This window comes from Pseudoxanthomonas sp. OG2 (assembly GCF_014192765.1).
Taxonomy (GTDB): Bacteria; Pseudomonadota; Gammaproteobacteria; order Xanthomonadales; family Xanthomonadaceae; genus Pseudoxanthomonas_A; species Pseudoxanthomonas_A beigongshangi.
In genome coordinates, this window is the sequence record NZ_JACHYM010000001.1 from 1,233,593 (window position 1) to 1,248,924 (window position 15,332).

Sequence of the window (15,332 nt, forward strand, 5' to 3'; positions counted from 1 at the left end):
GCACGGACCGGTGACCACGCGCCCGCCGGCCCGGTGCGCGCCGCGGTCCGCTAGAATGGTCCGCTGAGCCTCCGGAATCCGTCTGCATGAACACGAACTCCCAACGCGCCGCCGTCCTCGTCCTGCTGGCCCTGCTGATGACGGCCACCCGCCTGCACCTGCCGGCCACGCTGACCCACTTCGGCCCGGTGCCGGATGCTTCCTGGGCGGTGTTCTTCCTTGGCGGCTTCTACCTGCGCGGCTGGACCCGCTGGGCGTTCCCGCTGCTGATGGTGCTGGCCGTCGCCGTGGACTACGTGGTGATCAGCGGCCAGGGCATGAACTTCTGGGCGCACTACTGCACCTCGGCGGCGTACTGGTTCCTGGTCCCGGCCTATTTCGCCCTGTGGGCGGGCGGCCTGCTGGTCCGTCGTTTCCATGCCAGCCATGGCGGCCAGCATGGCCGCGTGCTGGCGGTGACCGTGGTCAGCCTGTTCGCCTCGGTGGTGGTCTGCCACCTGCTGAGCCAGGGCAGCTTCTACTGGCTGTCCAGCGACGTCGTGCCCAATCCCACCGTCGCCGGCTGGTGGAAGAACTACAGCGACTGGTTCCTCCCCTACCTGCGCGTGGCGGCCATCTACGTCGGCCTGGCCGTGATCGCCCACGTCGGCGTGGACCAGTTGGCGCGCCTGGGTCACCAGAAGGCATCGCGCTGAGCGGAGGGATACCGCGATGGGCAACCGTCTTTCCAAGATCTACACGCGCACCGGCGACGATGGCACCACCGGACTCGGTGACGGCAGCCGGGTCGGCAAGGATTCGGCGCGGGTCAACGCCTACGGCACGGTCGACGAGGCCAACTCGGCCATCGGCGTGATTCTCGCCGCGCCCAATGTCCCCGAGGACGTCGCCGCGCTGTTGACGGTAGTGCAGCACCAGATGTTCGACCTGGGCGGCGAACTGTGCATTCCCGGCCATGCCGCCATCACCGGCGAGGACGTGGACGCGCTGGAAGCGCGCCTGGATCACTACAACGAAGCGCTGCCACCGTTGAAGGATTTCATCCTGCCGGCGGGTGGCGAGGCCGCCGCGCGCTGCCACCTGGCCCGCACCATCGTGCGCCGGGCCGAACGCGAGACCGTCACCCTGGCCCGCCACGATGCGGTGCGACCGGAAGCCATCCGCTACCTCAACCGGCTGTCGGATCTGCTGTTCGTGCTGGCGCGGGTGCTGGCCCGCGCGGACGGCCACGGCGAAGTGCTCTGGAACCACGAGCGGCGGCGTCCCACCTGACGCCGTGATCATCTATACCCATCCCGCCTGCCTGTCGCACGACCCCGGTCCCGAACATCCGGAGCGGCCGGCACGGTTGGAGGTGGTGCTGGAGGTGCTGCGCCGCGCGCATGGCGACCTCGAGTGGCGCGAAGCGCCGCTGGCCAAACTGGGCGATCTGCGCCGCGTGCACGACGAGACGTTGCTGAAGGACGTGCTCGACACCGATTTCGAAGGCCACCGCATGCTGGACCCGGACACGGTGATGGTCCCGGCCTCGCGCGCGGCCGCGCTGCGTGCCGCCGGCGCCGGCATCGCCGCGGTCGACGCGGTCATGCACGGGGAAGCCGGCACCGCCTTCTGCGCGGTGCGCCCCCCTGGCCATCACGCCACTTCCGGCACGGCGATGGGTTTCTGCCTGTTCAACAACATCGCCGTGGCCGCCGCCCACGCGCTGGAGAAACACGGCCTGGAGCGGGTCGCGATCGTCGATTTCGACGTGCACCATGGCAATGGCACCCAGGCGATCTTCTACGACGATCCCCGGGTGGCCTACTTCAGTACCCACGAATCGGGCCTGTTCCCCTACAGCGGCGCGCCCTACGAGCGCGGCGCGGGCAATGTGTTCAACGCCCTGCTCCCGCCGGGCAGCGGCGGCTTCCGCTTCCAGAACACCTGGGCTGACCAGTTGCTGCCGGCGCTGGAGGAATTCCGCCCGCAATTGCTGTTGATCTCCGCCGGCTTCGACGCCCACATGCGCGACCCGCTGGCCGACCTGATGCTGGAAACCGAGGATTTTGGCTGGCTGACCCGGGAACTGCGCCGGATCGCCCGCCGCCACGCCGACGGGCGGATGGTTTCGATGCTGGAGGGTGGCTACGACCTGGAGGCACTGAAGGAGTGCGCCGCCGCCCATGTCGACGAACTGCGCTGAGCGTACCCGCTGGCGACGCCTTCGGGCTGCATGAACCAGACCCGAAACCGGCCGGGGGTATTCATTGCCGCCATGCCGGCGATCCGGCAAGCTAACCGCCGTTTCTGAACCGAACCATCCCGGAGCCCGGTACCGCGTGCGTCCAGTCCTTCGCCTGCTGCCCCTGCCGTTCAGTATCGCCCTGTGCCTGCCGGCGCTGGCGGACGAGAAGCCCGAGAGCTGGGCGCTGTGTCCGATCCAGGATCCCGTCCCGGCCTTCGCCGGCGTACCCCAGCCCGCCGCGGGCGCCAACACCGAGCAGGCCCGGGCCGCGCGCGCGAACCAGGACACCCACATCGAGGGCAACCAGCTCGGTGGCACCGAACAGAACCTGGAGTACAAGGGCGACGTCGCCCTGGTCCGCGGCGACCAGTTCCTGGGCGCGGACAACCTGACCTACGATCAGGAAAGCGACACCTATTCCGCCGATGGCCACGTGCGCTACCAGGACGCCGGCATCCGCCTGGTCGCCGAAAGCGCGCGCGGCGATCAGAACGCCGACCGCCACCAGATCGACAACCTGCAGTACCAGCTGGTGTCGCGACGCGGCAACGGCGGCGCCGATCGCATCGACATGAAGGGGCCGGAAGGCAGCCTGCTGCATTCCACCTACTCGACCTGCGATCCCTCCGATCGACGCTGGGAACTGCGTTCGCGGCGCATCGACGTGAACACCGAAACCGGTTGGGGCGTGGCCCACGGCGCGACCGTGCGGCTTGGCCATGTGCCGGTGCTGTACATGCCGTGGTTCAAGTTCCCGATCGACGACCAGCGCCACACCGGCCTGCTGTACCCGGCGCTGAGCCATTCCGGGCGCAACGGCTTCGACTACCGCCAGCCGATCTACCTGAACCTGGCACCGAATTACGACGCCACCTTGAATCCGCGCTACATGAGCGAGCGCGGTTTCGCCCTCGGCGCCGAGTTCCGCTACCTGTACAGGGGCGGTGCCGGCAAGCTGGAGGGCAATTACATGCATCGCGACGATCTGCTGGAGACGCGCTCCCACGAGCCGGAATTCGTGCCCGAGCGCAACCCGGATCCGGACGACAGCCGCGGCTTGTTCCGCTTCAACGGCTACCACAATCTCGGCAAGCACTGGCAGGCGCGCGCCAACCTGGTCTGGATCAGCGATTCCCGCTACGTCGAGGACTTCGCCAACAACCTCGGCGGCCTGACCGCCAGCACACTCACCAGTACCGCCGGCCTGTACGGCGTGGGTCAGTTCTGGAACGGTGGCATCATGGCCGATGCCTGGCAGTTGTCGGATTTCAACCTGACCAAGGCTTCGCTGCCGTACAACCGTTTGCCGCGCGCCTATTTCAACTTCGAGCGTCCACTGGGCCAGTGGCTCAATATCGGCCTGCGCAGCGAGGCCGTGCGCTTCCAGCACGATTTGCATGACGGCGGAACCCGACTGGATTTGAAGCCGACCGTCGGCTTGAACTTCGAGGGACCGTCCTGGTACATCCGTCCCACCCTGGCCTGGCGCTATACCGACTATCGCCTGGATCCCGGCCTGGCCCGCAGCATTGCGGTCACCCGCGCGGCGCGCGCGCTGGGCGTGCCTGCCGGCAGCGTCACCGACGCAATGATGCGGCCGTACTACGATGAATCACCCAACCGCAGCCTGCCCATCGGCTCGGTGGACATGGGCCTGTTCTTCGACCGCGAAACCGAGATCAAGGGAAGCCGCTTCCTGCAGACGCTGGAACCGCGGCTGTTCTACCTCAACGTGCCGTATCGCGAGCAGGATGGCATCCCGCTGTTCGACACCCGCCCCTTCACCTTCAGCTGGGGCCAGATGTTCCGTGACAACCGTTATTCGGGTCCGGATCGCCAGTCGGACGCCAACCAATTGACGATGGCATTGACCACCCGTTTCCTTCGTCAGTCCGATGGGTTCGAACGGGCGTCCATGAGCCTCGGCCAGATCCGGTATTTCGAGGACAGCCAAGTTACCCTATCCCCCTCCGAGGCCCCGTTGCTGAAGGGCAAATCGGCCTGGATTGCCGATGCCAACTACGCCCCCACCGATCGCTGGACCATCGGCGCCTCCTACCAGTGGGATCCGAAGTTCCGTCGGGAAGATCTGGCCAGCCTGCGCGCGCGCTACCTGATCGGCGACGACGGCGTGGTCAACCTGACCTACCGCCATCGCCGGGACCTGCTGGAACAGGGCGACTTCTCGTTCCTGTACCCGATCAGCCCGTCCTGGAGCATCGTCGGCCGCTATTACCACTCGTTCATGGAAAACAAGCTGCTGGAAGGCATCGCCGGCGTCCAGTGGGATAGCTGCTGCCTGGCGGTCCGCGCGGTGGTGCGCCGTTACGTGCGCAACCGCGAGGGGGAAATGAACAATTCCATCCAGGTCGAATTCGTCCTCAAGGGCCTCGGCTCAGCCGGCCAGGACACGGAGCGCACCCTGCGCCGTGGTATCCTCGGCTATTACCGAGACGACCTCTATCTCGTCCCGCCGAGCAATACCGCGCCGGATCCGGACGACGACAACCGCTACGCTCCGGATATGCTGCCATGACCATCAAGTTGTACCGCCCCCTCGCCGCCGTCCTGCTGGCCGCCGCCTGCGTGCTCCCGCTGTCGGCCCAGACGCTCCAGCCGCTGGACCGGATCGCCGCGATCGTCGACGAGGACGTCATCCTGCAGAGCGAGCTGGACCGCGCGGTCGCCAACGTGGTCAACCAGTACGCCAACCAGCCCGGCCAGTTGCCGCCGCGGGAAGTGCTGGAGCGCCAGGTCATGGAACGCCTGATCCTGATGAAGCTGCAGGTGGCACGCGCCAATGGCAGCGGCATCCAGGTCGGCGATCAGGAAATCAATGGCGCGGTCGCCGCAGTCGCCCAGCAGAACGGCATGACCGTCGACGCCCTGCGCGCGCGCCTGGCCCAGGACGGCATGTCCTTCAACGACTTCCGCAACTCGCTGCGTGACGAAATCACCGTCCAGCGTCTGCGCCAGAGCTTCGCCCAGAGCAAGATCCAGGTCAGCGAGGGTGAAGTGGACGCCGCCCTGGCGATGCAGGCCAGCTCCGGCCAGCAATACCACCTGGCGCACATCCTGGTCGCGCTGCCGGATGGCGCCACCGCCGAGCAGATCACCACGGGCCAGCAGAAGATCGATGGCATCAAGGCATTGCTGGACAAGGGCGAGATGGACTTCAACGCCGCGGCCGTGCGCTATTCCGACAGCCCCAACGCGCTGGATGGCGGCGATCTGGGCTGGCGCAGCATGGACGAAATCCCGACCGCATTCGTGGAAATGCTCAAGACGATGACGGCCGGCCAGGTCGTCGGCCCGCTGCGCGGCGCCAGCGGCTTCCAGTTGCTCAAGCTGGTGGAGACCCGCGACGCCTCGCAGGCGGAAAAGCGCACCGTCACCGAATACCACGCCCGCCACATCCTCGTGCGCATCACAGAGGCCCAGGACGCCGCCGCGGCCAAGGCCAAGATCGACACCCTGCGTGCCCGCATCGCCGGTGGCGCGGATTTCGCCACCGTCGCCAAGGAATCCTCCGAGGATCCCAACAGCCGTGGTGAAGGTGGCGATCTGGGCTGGTTCCCCGGCGATGCCTTCGGTCCCGCGTTCGGCGAGCAGGTGGCCGGTGTCGGCGACGGACAGATCACCGAGCCGTTCCGCACCGATGCGGGCTGGCACATCGTGCAGCGCGTGGAAGCGCGCCAGAGCGACGTCACCGATGCAAACCAGCGTGCCCAGGTCCGCGAGACCATCGGCCGCCGCAAGCTGGAAGACGAATACAACCGATTCCTGCAGGAAATGCGCGGCGAAGCCTACGTGAACATCCGTACCGGCGCTCAGGCCCAGACCGACGGCACGCCGGCCAATGCGCCGGCGGCGGCACCGGCTGAAACGCCCGCGCCCGCTCCCGGCGGCTGAGCATGCTGCCCCGCCTGGCGCTGGTCCCGGGTGAGCCGGCCGGCATCGGGCCCGAACTCTGCGTCAGGCTTGCCCAGCAGCCACGCCGGGATTGCCGGCTGGTGGCGTTTGCCGACCCGGGCGTGATGCAGGCGGCCGCGGCCGCGCTGGATCTGCCACTGCGGCTGCTCGACGAACAGCAGGAAGCCCGCGCATCGGGTGAGCTGTGCCTGCGGCCGCTGGCCAATCCCGCCCCGACCCGGTTCGGCCAACCCGATCCCCGCAACGCCGCCACCGTCATCGCCGCCCTGGCCCAGGCTTCCGACGCCTGCCTGAGCGGTGAATTCGATGGAGTGGTCACCGGCCCGGTACACAAGGCCGCGATCAACGCCGGCGGCATCGCCTACACCGGTACTACCGAACTGCTGGCCGCGCGCGCTGGCCGCGAGGTGGTGATGATGCTGGCCAACGACATCGTCCGGGTCGCCCTGGCGACCACCCACCTGCCCCTGCGACAGGTGCCCGACGCCATCACCACCGACGCGCTGACCTCCGTGCTGCGTATCACCCACGCTGCGATGCGCGACGATTTCGGCATCGGCGATCCGGTGATCGCGGTGCTTGGCCTCAATCCGCATGCGGGCGAAGCCGGCCATCTCGGCCACGAGGAAATCGAAGTCATCGAGCCGGTGATGGCCGCGCTGCGCGGGGAAGGCATGCGCCTGATCGGACCGCTGCCGGCGGATACCGCGTTCCTGCCGCAGAAGCTCGCCGGCTTCGATGCGGTGCTGGCGATGTATCACGACCAGGGCCTGCCGGTGCTCAAATACAGCGGCTTCGAGCAGGCGGTGAACCTCACCCTGGGCCTGCCGTATCCGCGCGTCGCGGTCGATCACGGCACCGCGCTGGACCTGGCCGGCAAGGGCATTGCCGATCCGTCCAGCCTGTTCGCCGCGGTACAGACCTGCGCCCGCATCGCCACCCTGAAATCCGCAAGCTAGCAAACGCATACCCTGCTTCCTGCCCGCTCGAATCCCCAATCCCCAATCTCCAATCCCTACCTCGCCATGCCCCCCTTCAAGGCGCCACCCAAGAAATCGCTGGGCCAGCACTTCCTCACCGACCGCAGCTACATCGAGCGGATCGTGCTGGCTGTCGATCCCAAGCCGGGCGACAGGCTGGTCGAAATCGGCCCCGGCCAGGGCGCCATCACCCTGCCGCTGCTGCGCCGGCACGGCGAACTGACCGCGATCGAGTTCGATCGCGATCTGATCACCCCGCTGATGGAAGCATCCGAAGGCGTCGGCCGCCTCACCATCATCCACAAGGACGTGCTGGCGGTGGACTTCGGCAAGTTGGCCGGTGACGATCGCCTGCGCCTGGTCGGCAACCTGCCCTACAACCTGTCCTCGCCGATCCTGTTCCATGCGCTCGAACACGCCGCGTCGATCCGCGACATGGTCTTCATGCTGCAGAAGGAAGTGGTGGATCGCATGGCCGCCGGTCCCGGCAGCAAGGTCTATGGCCGCCTGAGCGTGATGCTGCAGGCGTACTGCACGGTGACGCCGTTGTTCGTGGTTCCCCCCGGGGCGTTCCGGCCGCCGCCGAAGGTGGATTCGGCGGTCGTGCGGATGGTGCCCCGCCCGCCCGCCGAGATTGGCGTCGCGGATCCGCAGCGCTTCACCGAAATCGTGCGCGCCGCATTCGGCCAGCGCCGCAAGACCCTGCGCAACGCCCTGGGCGGGGTCTGCGACGGGGCCGCGATCGAAGCCGCAGGAATCAGTCCCGACGCGCGCGCCGAACAGGTGGAAGTGGCCGCCTTCATCCGCCTGGCCAACCAGGCACCGGTGGCGCCAGCGGCCTGACCGTTCCGGCGCCCGCGCGGCGTTTCCCGTTTCACGCCGCAATGCATACACTGTCCGGCATGAAACACGACTACGCCATCGACATCGACGTAGCCACCCGCTTCCTCGACGATCAATCCGCGCCCGAGGACGGGCGCTATGTGTTCGCCTACACCATCCGCATCCGCAACCGGAGCGACGTGCCCGCGCGCCTGCTGGGCCGCCACTGGGTCATCACCGACGCCAACGGCAAGGTCCGGGAAGTGGAAGGTGCCGGCGTGGTCGGCGAGCAGCCATGGCTGCAGCCGGGCGAGGACTTCGAATACACCTCCGGGGCGGTGCTGGAAACCGACATCGGGACCATGAAAGGAAGCTACGACATGATTGCCGACGACGGCACCCGCTTCGACGCCCCCATTCCCCAGTTCACCCTCTCGGTTCCGCGGACGCTGCACTGATGGCGGTCTGGGCGATAGGCGATCTGCAGGGATGCTACGACGCGACCCAGCGGCTGCTGGAGCGGCTGCGTTTCGATCCCGCACGGGATCGGCTCTGGTTCTGCGGCGATCTGGTCAACCGCGGCGGACAATCACTGGAAACCCTGCGGCTGGTGCATTCGCTGCGCGAGCAGAGCGTGGTGGTGCTGGGCAATCACGACCTGTCCCTGCTGGCGATCGGCGAACGTTCGCCGGACGAGCAGCGCAAGGTCAATCCGGACCTGCAGCGGGTGGTGCTGGCCGACGATGCACGCGTGCTGCTGGACTGGCTGCGCGGACAGAAACTGGTCCACGCCGACCGCGAACTGGGCTGGATGATGATTCACGCGGGGCTCGCGCCCAAATGGACCACCAGCCTCGCCGAGCGCTACGCGCGCGAGGTCGAGCAGCAGTTGCACGGCAGCGGCTATCGCAAGCTGTTCCGCAACATGTACGGCGACAAGCCCAACTGGTCCTCCGGCCTGTCCGGCTACGACCGCGCGCGCGCCATCATCAACGTGCTCACCCGCATGCGCTATTGCACGCCGCGCGGGCGCATGGCGATCGAGGAGAAAGGCGCACCCGGCACCCAGGCGCAGGGCCTGTATCCCTGGTACGAGGTGCCCGGCCGCGCCCCGCGCGATCTGAAGATCGTCTGTGGCCATTGGTCGACCCTGGGCCTGATGATCGGCCACGGCGTGCACGCGATCGATACCGGCGCGGTGTGGGGCGGCAAGCTCACCGCGCTGCAGTTGGATACCGACGAACTGCGGATCGTGCAGGTACCCGGACGCGACGTGGATCCCGCTTCCTTCGCGGGCCGGGACTGACGCCTCCCGAACATCGGGCTTGCGGCTGTTTTCAGTTCACCGATCTCGGCGTACCGGTAGGAGGTTGCTCCTCTACAATCGGGCCATGCGTATTCCGACGGTCCCTCCGCGCACCTTGGCCATGGCCCTGCTGTCCGCCCAGCTGCTGGCGGCATGTGGACGTGCTCCGGCCACTGCAACGTCCCCGCGAGTTCCCGTGCCCACCGCGGTCTCCGCCGCGATGGGCGCGCCCGCAAGCGCTGTTTCCGCCGCCTCCCCTCCCCTGGTCGCGGCCGCCCGGTCGCAGGTCGGCGTCACCCGCAATTACGATCCCGCGTATGTCCGGCTGGCGTATCCAGGCGGCGATGTCCCGCAGGATCGTGGTGTCTGCACGGACGTGGTGATCCGCGCCCTGCGCACGCAGGGACTGGATCTCCAGCAGGCCATCCACGAGGACATGCGGGCCCGCTTCCACGCCTATCCGCAGGACTGGGGCATGTCCGGCCCGGATCGGAACATCGACCACCGCCGGGTGCCCAACCAGATGCACTGGTTCAAGCAACAGGGCTGGCAACGCGCCATCGGCGCACGGGCGACGGACTACGCGCCGGGCGACATCGTCGCCTGGAAGCTGCAAGGCAGCGGCCTGCTGCACATCGGCATCGTCTCCGACCGCCGGGGTGCCGACGGCGTGCCGCTGATCCTGCACAACATCGGCGCGGGAACCCGCGAAGAGGATCTGCTGTTCCGGCCCCCCATCATCGGCCACTACCGGCCGCTGCTTCCGTAAGCGCGCGGCGACTCCGGCTCAGGCCGTCCGCACCCGCAGGTAGTCGATGAATTCGAACGCATGCGCATGGCGCGCGTCGGCCGGATGCGGTTCGCGCCGCACCACGTCCCACTCGGTGGGGTCGAAGCGGGGAAAGTGCGCGTGCGCGTCCTCGACCAACGTATCGACATGGGTCAGGTACAGCGCGTCGGCAAGCGAAAGGGTCTGCGCGTAGATCTCGCCGCCACCGATCACGCAGATTTCCGGATTGTCCTCGCTGGCCGCCCAGGCCAGCGCCTGCTCGAGCGACGCCACCGCCTCCATGCCGGCGAACGGCACCTGTCCACGGCTGGTCAGCACCAGGTTGCGCCGGCCCGGCAGCGCGCGACCGAGCGACTCGGCGGTGCGCCTGCCCATGAGCACCGGCTTGCCCAGGGTCAGCGCCTTGAAGCGCTTGAGATCGTCGGGCAACCGCCAGGGCAGATCATTGTCGCGGCCGATGGCGTACCGGCGATCGAGCGCGGCGATCAGCGACAGGGAAACGGATGGATTCATGCGGGCTGACTTCCGGCGTATTGCAGGCGGGGGGAACGCGGCGTACTTTCGCCACACACCATCTTCGGGGAAGGCCGGATGCCCTCGCAAGCCAGAACGATGCTGTTGGCCGGCGGATTGCTGCTGGCCGCGGCCGCCGACGCCGGCCAGTCCCTGCCGGCGCGCTTCGAATCCGACCGCGTCTACCTGGAAGCGCAGGGAGCCACCGGTGAACGCCTGCGCCTGTACACAGACACCGGTGGCGGCCTCTTCCTCAAGCAGGAAGCGGTCGAGCGGTTGAAGCTGCCGCTGTCGCCACTGGAGGACCCGGAAGCGCGCCGCGAACTCGGCGATCGCGCCAAGGTCACCCGCCTGCCCGCCTTCGCGGTGGAGGCCGGCATCCCGCCGCCGCTGGCCGACGATGGCCGCATGATGGTGTTGCCGAGCGCGCTCGCCGGCCCGCAGTTGCCGGGCACCAGCCAGGACGATGGCATCCTGGGGCAGGCGTGGTTCTCCGGCCGCATCTGGACCTGGGACTATCCCGCGCGCCGCTTCCGCCGCGAAGCCGGCGACTGGAAGCCTTCGCCGGAACTGCGCCGGCTGGCGCTGGGCTTCAAGACCGACGGGCACGGCAACCGGGTAACCGACTTCCCGCGCCTGCAGGTCGTCATCGACGGAAAGACGCATTCGCTGCTGCTGGATACCGGCGCGATGACGGTGCTGACGCCGAACGCGCAGGCCGAACTCGCCGATGGCGGTCCCTCCGAGCGCGCCACCAGCATGATCGCCGACAGCGTGTTCCAGGCCTGGCGCAAGGCGCATCCGGACTGGCGGGTGATCGATAACGCGCAGGCAGGCATGGGCTCGGCGATGATCGAGGTGCCGGAAGTGATCATCGCCGGTTACAAGGTGGGGCCGGTGTGGTTCACCCACCGCGAGAACCGCAACTTCCACGACTTCATGTCCAGCTTCATGGACGCGCGGGTGGACGGTGCGCTGGGCGGCAATGCGTTCCGCCACTTCATCATGACCGTGGATTATCCCGGCGCCGCCGCATACTTCCGCTGCATTGCCGGTTGCCGCGACACCACGCCGCGTTAGCGCGGCGCGGCGTCGGCTTGCCAGGTCGCCAGCAGCGCCTGCGTGCGCGGCTCGTTCCAGCAGCGGTCCGGCACGTAGGCGTGCCGGCCGGATTGCCCTTGCTCGTAGATGAAGCGTCCGCCCGCCACGCGCACCACGTCGCCGCGAGCCTCGTAGCGCACGTTCGGTCCGGCACCGAACCGCAGCACGCCCGCCTCCACCGACAGGCGCAGGTCCGGCATGGTGTCCAGGCCGCCGAGCGCGGTCCGCTTCCAGCGGCGGAATTCCAGCCACGGCATCACGCCCTGCGCCAGGCCGGCGGCGGCGATCACCACGGCGGGCAGGCGCAGGCCGGGAGAATCCGCGAGGAAAATGATCGCCAGCGCGATGAGTCCCAGCAGCAGCGACGCCCCCCAGATCCAGCGGCGCCAGCCACTGCGGAACCACCACCACTTGAGGTACTGCTCGCGCAGGTAGGCATCGTCGCGGCGGAAACCGATCTCCGCCGCCTCGTCAACACCGCTCATACCGCGACCGGCGCCTTGATGGCTGGATGCGGGTCGTAGCCGAGGATTTCGATGTCCTCGTAGCTGAAGGCAAACAGATCGGTCACGTCCGGATTCAGCCGCAGCGTCGGCAATTTGCGCGGCTCGCGTGCCAGCTGTTCGCGCGCCTGCTCGTAGTGATTGGAATACAGGTGCGCATCGCCCAGCGTGTGCACGAAGTCGCCCACGCCCAGCCCGGTGGCTTGCGCGACCATGTGGGTCAGCAGCGCGTAGCTGGCGATGTTGAAGGGCACGCCCAGGAAGATGTCGCCGCTGCGCTGGTACAGCTGGCAGCTCAGCTTGCCGTCGACCACGTAGAACTGGAACATCGTGTGGCACGGCATCAGCGCCATCTTCGGCAGATCGGCGACGTTCCAGGCGCTGACGATCAGCCGGCGCGAATCCGGGTTGCGCTTGATCTCCTCGACGACCCATTTGATCTGGTCGATCTCGCCGCCATCGGCGGTCGCCCAGCGGCGCCATTGCTTGCCGTAGACCGGGCCGAGCTCACCGTCGGCGTTGGCCCATTCGTCCCAGATGCTGACCTTGTTGTCCTTCAGGTAGGCGATGTTGGTCTCGCCTTTCAGGAACCACAGCAGCTCATGGATGATCGAACGCAGGTGCAGCTTCTTGGTGGTGACCAGCGGGAAACCCTCGGCGAGATCGAAGCGCATCTGCCAGCCGAACACGCTGCGCGTGCCGGTGCCGGTGCGATCGGATTTCTCGGCGCCCTGCTCCAGCACATGGCGCAACAGATCGAGATAGGGCTTCATGCGGATTCCTTGGCTGGAACGACGGGTTGCAGGACGGGCGAGCGGCGCGACAGCCACAGCAGGTACAAACCCAGCAGGATCAACGGCACGCTCAGCAGCTGGCCCATGGTCAGCCAGCCGAAGGCCAGGTACTGGAGCTGCTCGTCCGGCACCCGCACGAATTCGACCAGGAAACGGAACACACCATACAGCAGCGCGAACAGGCCGGAGACCGCGTAGCGCGGCCGCGGCTGGCGGGAGAACCACCACAGCGCGGCGAACATCACCAGTCCTTCGAGGAACGCCTGGTACAGCTGCGAAGGGTGGCGCGCGAACTGATCCAGCGCGCCGGCCGCGTACTGCGCCTGCAACTGCGCGGCGCTGAAGTCCTTCAATGCCGGATCGGTCGGGAAGATCACGCCCCAATCCGCCTTCGTGTACTTGCCCCACAACTCGGCGCCGATGAAATTGCCGATCCGGCCGAACCCCAGCCCCAGCGGCACCAGCGGAGCAACGAAGTCCATGGTGTCGAAGAAGTGCATGCGCTGGCGGCGCGACCACCACAGCGCGGCGGTCATCACGCCGAGCAGGCCACCGTGGAAACTCATGCCGCCTTCCCAGACCTTGAAGATGGACAGCGGATTGGCGAGGAACCCTTCCAGGCCATAGAACAGGATGTAACCCAGGCGCCCGCCCAGCACCACGCCGATCATCGCGTAGAACAGTAGATCCGAGAATCCGTTGGCGTCCACGCCCGGCAACCGGCCTGCCCGCACCCGCCGCTGGCCCAGCCACCACGCCGCGATGAAACCCAGCAGGTACATCAGGCCGTACCAATGCAGCTTCAGCGGCCCCAGCGACAGGGCAATCGGGTCAATCTGGTGAAGGTAGATCATGCGCCTCGGGGACCGGCAGGGAATGCCCTATTTTGCCCCAGCCGGGTTGGCTTGCGCCGTCCGTCCCGCCCCGGGGACAGCCGGCGGCAAGGCTTGCGGCCGGACTCGCGTTCCGGTGCCGGCTCAGAAGACGTGCGGCTGGTTGGGCAGTTCGTCCTCATCCCGCTGGCTGCCGTCCTGCGGAAAGAACGCCGCCAGCAGGTCCGACACCGCGGTGATGCCGCGGATCACCGCGGCTTCGGCTTCACCGGCGCGCAGACGCTCTTCCATCAGCTGGCAGACGCCGCGCCATTGCTCGTCGCTGACCCGGCCGCGCAGCCCGCGGTCGGCGACGATCTCGATGCGGTGATCGGCCAGCAGCAGGTAGATCAGCACGCCGTTGTTGGCTTCCGTGTCCCAGGTGCGCAGTCGCGCGAACGCTTCCAGCGCGCGCGCGCGGGCCTGCATGCCACGCACCACCGCAAGCAGGGGCAGATCCGCCTCCACCGCGAACATCACTTCGCCGCGATGGCGCTGTTCGCCCTGGTGGATGGCGTCGGCGATGCGCTGCAGGCTGTCGGCCGGGAACAAGCGGCGCGCGGAAGGCGGGAATAGATGGCGCAGCAGTCGCATCACCAGCTCCCCGAGGCGCCACCGCCTCCGGACATGCCGCCGCCACCGCCCCAGCCGCCTCCTCCGAAGCCACCGCCGCCGCCGAAACCTCCTCCGCCCCCCCAGCCGCCGCCACCGCCCCACCCACCCCAATCGCGATGGCGGGCATAACGACCACCGGTGGAAACCGACAGCAGGCCGTAGATCAGGCCGAACACGCCGGCGATGCCGGCCACGGGAATCAGCGAGGACAGCAGGAATGCGGTGCCGCCGGCGGCACCGGCGGTGAACAACCCGCGGATGCCGGCGGGTGCACGCCCGAACACGCCACGCACGATGCTGGCGATGATGAAGGCGGCGAACAGCGCGAACAGCCAGTCGCCGCCACGCGAACGCTCCGGCCGGTGGTCGCTGACCGGCGCCGGCAGTGCCTCGCCGTCGATGAGCTTGACCAGCACCGCGGTCGCGTCGGTGATGCCGCCGCCGTAGTCGCCGCCACGGAATTTCGGCACCAGGTATTCCTGGATGACCCGGTTGGCGATGGCGTCGGGAATCGCGCCTTCCAGGCCATAGCCGGGTTCGATGCGCACGCGCCGGTCGTTCTTGGCGACCAGCAGCAGCACGCCGTCGTCCACGCCCTTTCGTCCCAGCTTCCATTGCTCGAACACGCGCAGGGTGTACTGCTCGATGCTCTCCGGCTCGGTGCTCGGCACGATCAGTACCTGCAGCTGGCTGCCCTTGCGCTGCTGCAGGGCCAGTGCCTGCTGCTCCAGCTGCTGCTTCTGCGCGGCATCCAGGGTGCCGGTGGTATCCACCACCGGCGAGTCCAGGGCGGGAATGGCCGCCAACTGCTGGGCCGCCGCCGGCAGCAGCAGGCAGCACCACAACAGCAGCCCGGACAGCGCGCGGCGCAGCATC

The 15,332-nt window shown here is 67.9% G+C and carries 17 protein-coding genes; 11 read left to right on the forward strand and 6 right to left on the reverse strand.

Annotated elements, in window-relative coordinates:
* Positions 1-86 precede the first annotated feature (86 nt).
* The 10 genes from FHW78_RS05880 to FHW78_RS05925 all read left to right on the forward strand — a co-directional run bounded on the left by FHW78_RS05880 (position 87) and on the right by FHW78_RS05925 (position 10,037).
* Positions 87-695: a hypothetical protein gene (locus FHW78_RS05880; protein ID WP_183638805.1), complete on the forward strand. Its 609-nt coding sequence runs from the start codon at positions 87-89 to the stop codon at positions 693-695.
* Positions 696-711: 16 nt separating this feature from the next.
* Complete coding sequence (locus tag FHW78_RS05885) at positions 712-1,272, forward strand: cob(I)yrinic acid a,c-diamide adenosyltransferase (protein WP_141455809.1); 561 nt, start codon at positions 712-714, stop codon at positions 1,270-1,272.
* A gap of 4 nt (positions 1,273-1,276) precedes the next feature.
* Positions 1,277-2,185, forward strand: a complete 909-nt coding sequence (locus tag FHW78_RS05890) for a histone deacetylase family protein (protein WP_183638807.1) — start codon at positions 1,277-1,279, stop codon at positions 2,183-2,185.
* A gap of 136 nt (positions 2,186-2,321) precedes the next feature.
* Entirely contained in the window at positions 2,322-4,763 is a 2,442-nt protein-coding gene (lptD, locus tag FHW78_RS05895) for an LPS assembly protein LptD (protein WP_183638809.1), read from the forward strand.
* On the forward strand, positions 4,760-6,139 hold the full coding sequence (locus FHW78_RS05900) for a peptidylprolyl isomerase (protein ID WP_183638811.1): 1,380 nt from the start codon (positions 4,760-4,762) through the stop codon (positions 6,137-6,139). Before lptD ends, FHW78_RS05900 begins: the two co-directional genes overlap by 4 nt.
* A gap of 2 nt (positions 6,140-6,141) precedes the next feature.
* On the forward strand, positions 6,142-7,119 hold the full coding sequence (gene pdxA / locus FHW78_RS05905) for a 4-hydroxythreonine-4-phosphate dehydrogenase PdxA (RefSeq protein WP_183638814.1): 978 nt from the start codon (positions 6,142-6,144) through the stop codon (positions 7,117-7,119).
* 66 nt (positions 7,120-7,185) lie between these two features.
* Positions 7,186-7,983 carry a 16S rRNA (adenine(1518)-N(6)/adenine(1519)-N(6))-dimethyltransferase RsmA gene (gene rsmA, locus FHW78_RS05910; protein ID WP_183638816.1) on the forward strand — a complete coding sequence of 266 codons (798 nt, stop codon included), beginning with the start codon at positions 7,186-7,188 and terminating at the stop codon, positions 7,981-7,983.
* A 59-nt stretch (positions 7,984-8,042) separates the two neighbouring features.
* Positions 8,043-8,420 carry a Co2+/Mg2+ efflux protein ApaG gene (gene apaG, locus FHW78_RS05915; protein ID WP_183641171.1) on the forward strand — a complete coding sequence of 126 codons (378 nt, stop codon included), beginning with the start codon at positions 8,043-8,045 and terminating at the stop codon, positions 8,418-8,420.
* Positions 8,420-9,268, forward strand: coding sequence for a symmetrical bis(5'-nucleosyl)-tetraphosphatase (locus tag FHW78_RS05920; RefSeq protein WP_183638818.1), 849 nt, complete (start codon positions 8,420-8,422; stop codon positions 9,266-9,268). Before apaG ends, FHW78_RS05920 begins: the two co-directional genes overlap by 1 nt.
* Positions 9,269-9,488: 220 nt before the next feature.
* Positions 9,489-10,037 (forward strand): DUF1287 domain-containing protein, encoded by a 549-nt coding sequence (locus FHW78_RS05925; protein WP_255443249.1) that lies wholly within the window; start codon positions 9,489-9,491, stop codon positions 10,035-10,037.
* 18 nt (positions 10,038-10,055) lie between these two features.
* On the opposite strand, the gene FHW78_RS05930 is transcribed toward FHW78_RS05925, so the two are convergent.
* Positions 10,056-10,571, reverse strand: coding sequence for a dihydrofolate reductase (locus tag FHW78_RS05930; RefSeq protein ID WP_183638823.1), 516 nt, complete (start codon positions 10,569-10,571; stop codon positions 10,056-10,058).
* Between the two features lie 78 nt (positions 10,572-10,649).
* Between FHW78_RS05930 and FHW78_RS05935 the strand changes: the two genes are divergently transcribed.
* On the forward strand, positions 10,650-11,651 hold the full coding sequence (locus tag FHW78_RS05935; protein WP_183638825.1) for a hypothetical protein: 1,002 nt from the start codon (positions 10,650-10,652) through the stop codon (positions 11,649-11,651).
* On the opposite strand, the gene FHW78_RS05940 is transcribed toward FHW78_RS05935, so the two are convergent.
* From FHW78_RS05940 to FHW78_RS05960, 5 genes are all read right to left on the reverse strand, one after another.
* Positions 11,648-12,157: a hypothetical protein gene (locus FHW78_RS05940; protein ID WP_183638827.1), complete on the reverse strand. Its 510-nt coding sequence runs from the start codon at positions 12,155-12,157 to the stop codon at positions 11,648-11,650. The two genes, FHW78_RS05935 and FHW78_RS05940, sit on opposite strands and share 4 nt — an antisense overlap.
* Entirely contained in the window at positions 12,154-12,948 is a 795-nt protein-coding gene (locus FHW78_RS05945; RefSeq protein ID WP_183638829.1) for a thymidylate synthase, read from the reverse strand. Before FHW78_RS05945 ends, FHW78_RS05940 begins: the two co-directional genes overlap by 4 nt.
* Positions 12,945-13,823 (reverse strand): prolipoprotein diacylglyceryl transferase, encoded by an 879-nt coding sequence (gene lgt / locus FHW78_RS05950; protein WP_183638831.1) that lies wholly within the window; start codon positions 13,821-13,823, stop codon positions 12,945-12,947. Before lgt ends, FHW78_RS05945 begins: the two co-directional genes overlap by 4 nt.
* 123 nt (positions 13,824-13,946) lie before the next feature.
* Positions 13,947-14,435: a TPM domain-containing protein gene (locus FHW78_RS05955; RefSeq protein ID WP_183638833.1), complete on the reverse strand. Its 489-nt coding sequence runs from the start codon at positions 14,433-14,435 to the stop codon at positions 13,947-13,949.
* A complete protein-coding gene (locus tag FHW78_RS05960) occupies positions 14,435-15,331 on the reverse strand; it encodes a TPM domain-containing protein (RefSeq protein WP_183638835.1) in 897 nt (298 codons plus the stop codon). Before FHW78_RS05960 ends, FHW78_RS05955 begins: the two co-directional genes overlap by 1 nt.
* Position 15,332: the final 1 nt, after the last annotated feature.

Coding starts and splice junctions, on each gene's coding strand:
- FHW78_RS05880 (WP_183638805.1), top strand. CDS start 87: ATGAACACGAACTCCCAACGCGCCGCCGTCCTCGTCCTGCTGGCCCTG.
- FHW78_RS05885 (WP_141455809.1), top strand. CDS start 712: ATGGGCAACCGTCTTTCCAAGATCTACACGCGCACCGGCGACGATGGC.
- FHW78_RS05900 (WP_183638811.1), top strand. CDS start 4,760: ATGACCATCAAGTTGTACCGCCCCCTCGCCGCCGTCCTGCTGGCCGCC.
- pdxA (WP_183638814.1), top strand. CDS start 6,142: ATGCTGCCCCGCCTGGCGCTGGTCCCGGGTGAGCCGGCCGGCATCGGG.
- rsmA (WP_183638816.1), top strand. CDS start 7,186: ATGCCCCCCTTCAAGGCGCCACCCAAGAAATCGCTGGGCCAGCACTTC.
- apaG (WP_183641171.1), top strand. CDS start 8,043: ATGAAACACGACTACGCCATCGACATCGACGTAGCCACCCGCTTCCTC.
- FHW78_RS05920 (WP_183638818.1), top strand. CDS start 8,420: ATGGCGGTCTGGGCGATAGGCGATCTGCAGGGATGCTACGACGCGACC.
- FHW78_RS05925 (WP_255443249.1), top strand. CDS start 9,489: ATGGGCGCGCCCGCAAGCGCTGTTTCCGCCGCCTCCCCTCCCCTGGTC.
- FHW78_RS05930 (WP_183638823.1), bottom strand. CDS start 10,571: ATGAATCCATCCGTTTCCCTGTCGCTGATCGCCGCGCTCGATCGCCGG.
- FHW78_RS05935 (WP_183638825.1), top strand. CDS start 10,650: ATGCCCTCGCAAGCCAGAACGATGCTGTTGGCCGGCGGATTGCTGCTG.
- FHW78_RS05940 (WP_183638827.1), bottom strand. CDS start 12,157: ATGAGCGGTGTTGACGAGGCGGCGGAGATCGGTTTCCGCCGCGACGAT.
- FHW78_RS05945 (WP_183638829.1), bottom strand. CDS start 12,948: ATGAAGCCCTATCTCGATCTGTTGCGCCATGTGCTGGAGCAGGGCGCC.
- lgt (WP_183638831.1), bottom strand. CDS start 13,823: ATGATCTACCTTCACCAGATTGACCCGATTGCCCTGTCGCTGGGGCCG.
- FHW78_RS05955 (WP_183638833.1), bottom strand. CDS start 14,435: ATGCGACTGCTGCGCCATCTATTCCCGCCTTCCGCGCGCCGCTTGTTC.
- FHW78_RS05960 (WP_183638835.1), bottom strand. CDS start 15,331: ATGCTGCGCCGCGCGCTGTCCGGGCTGCTGTTGTGGTGCTGCCTGCTG.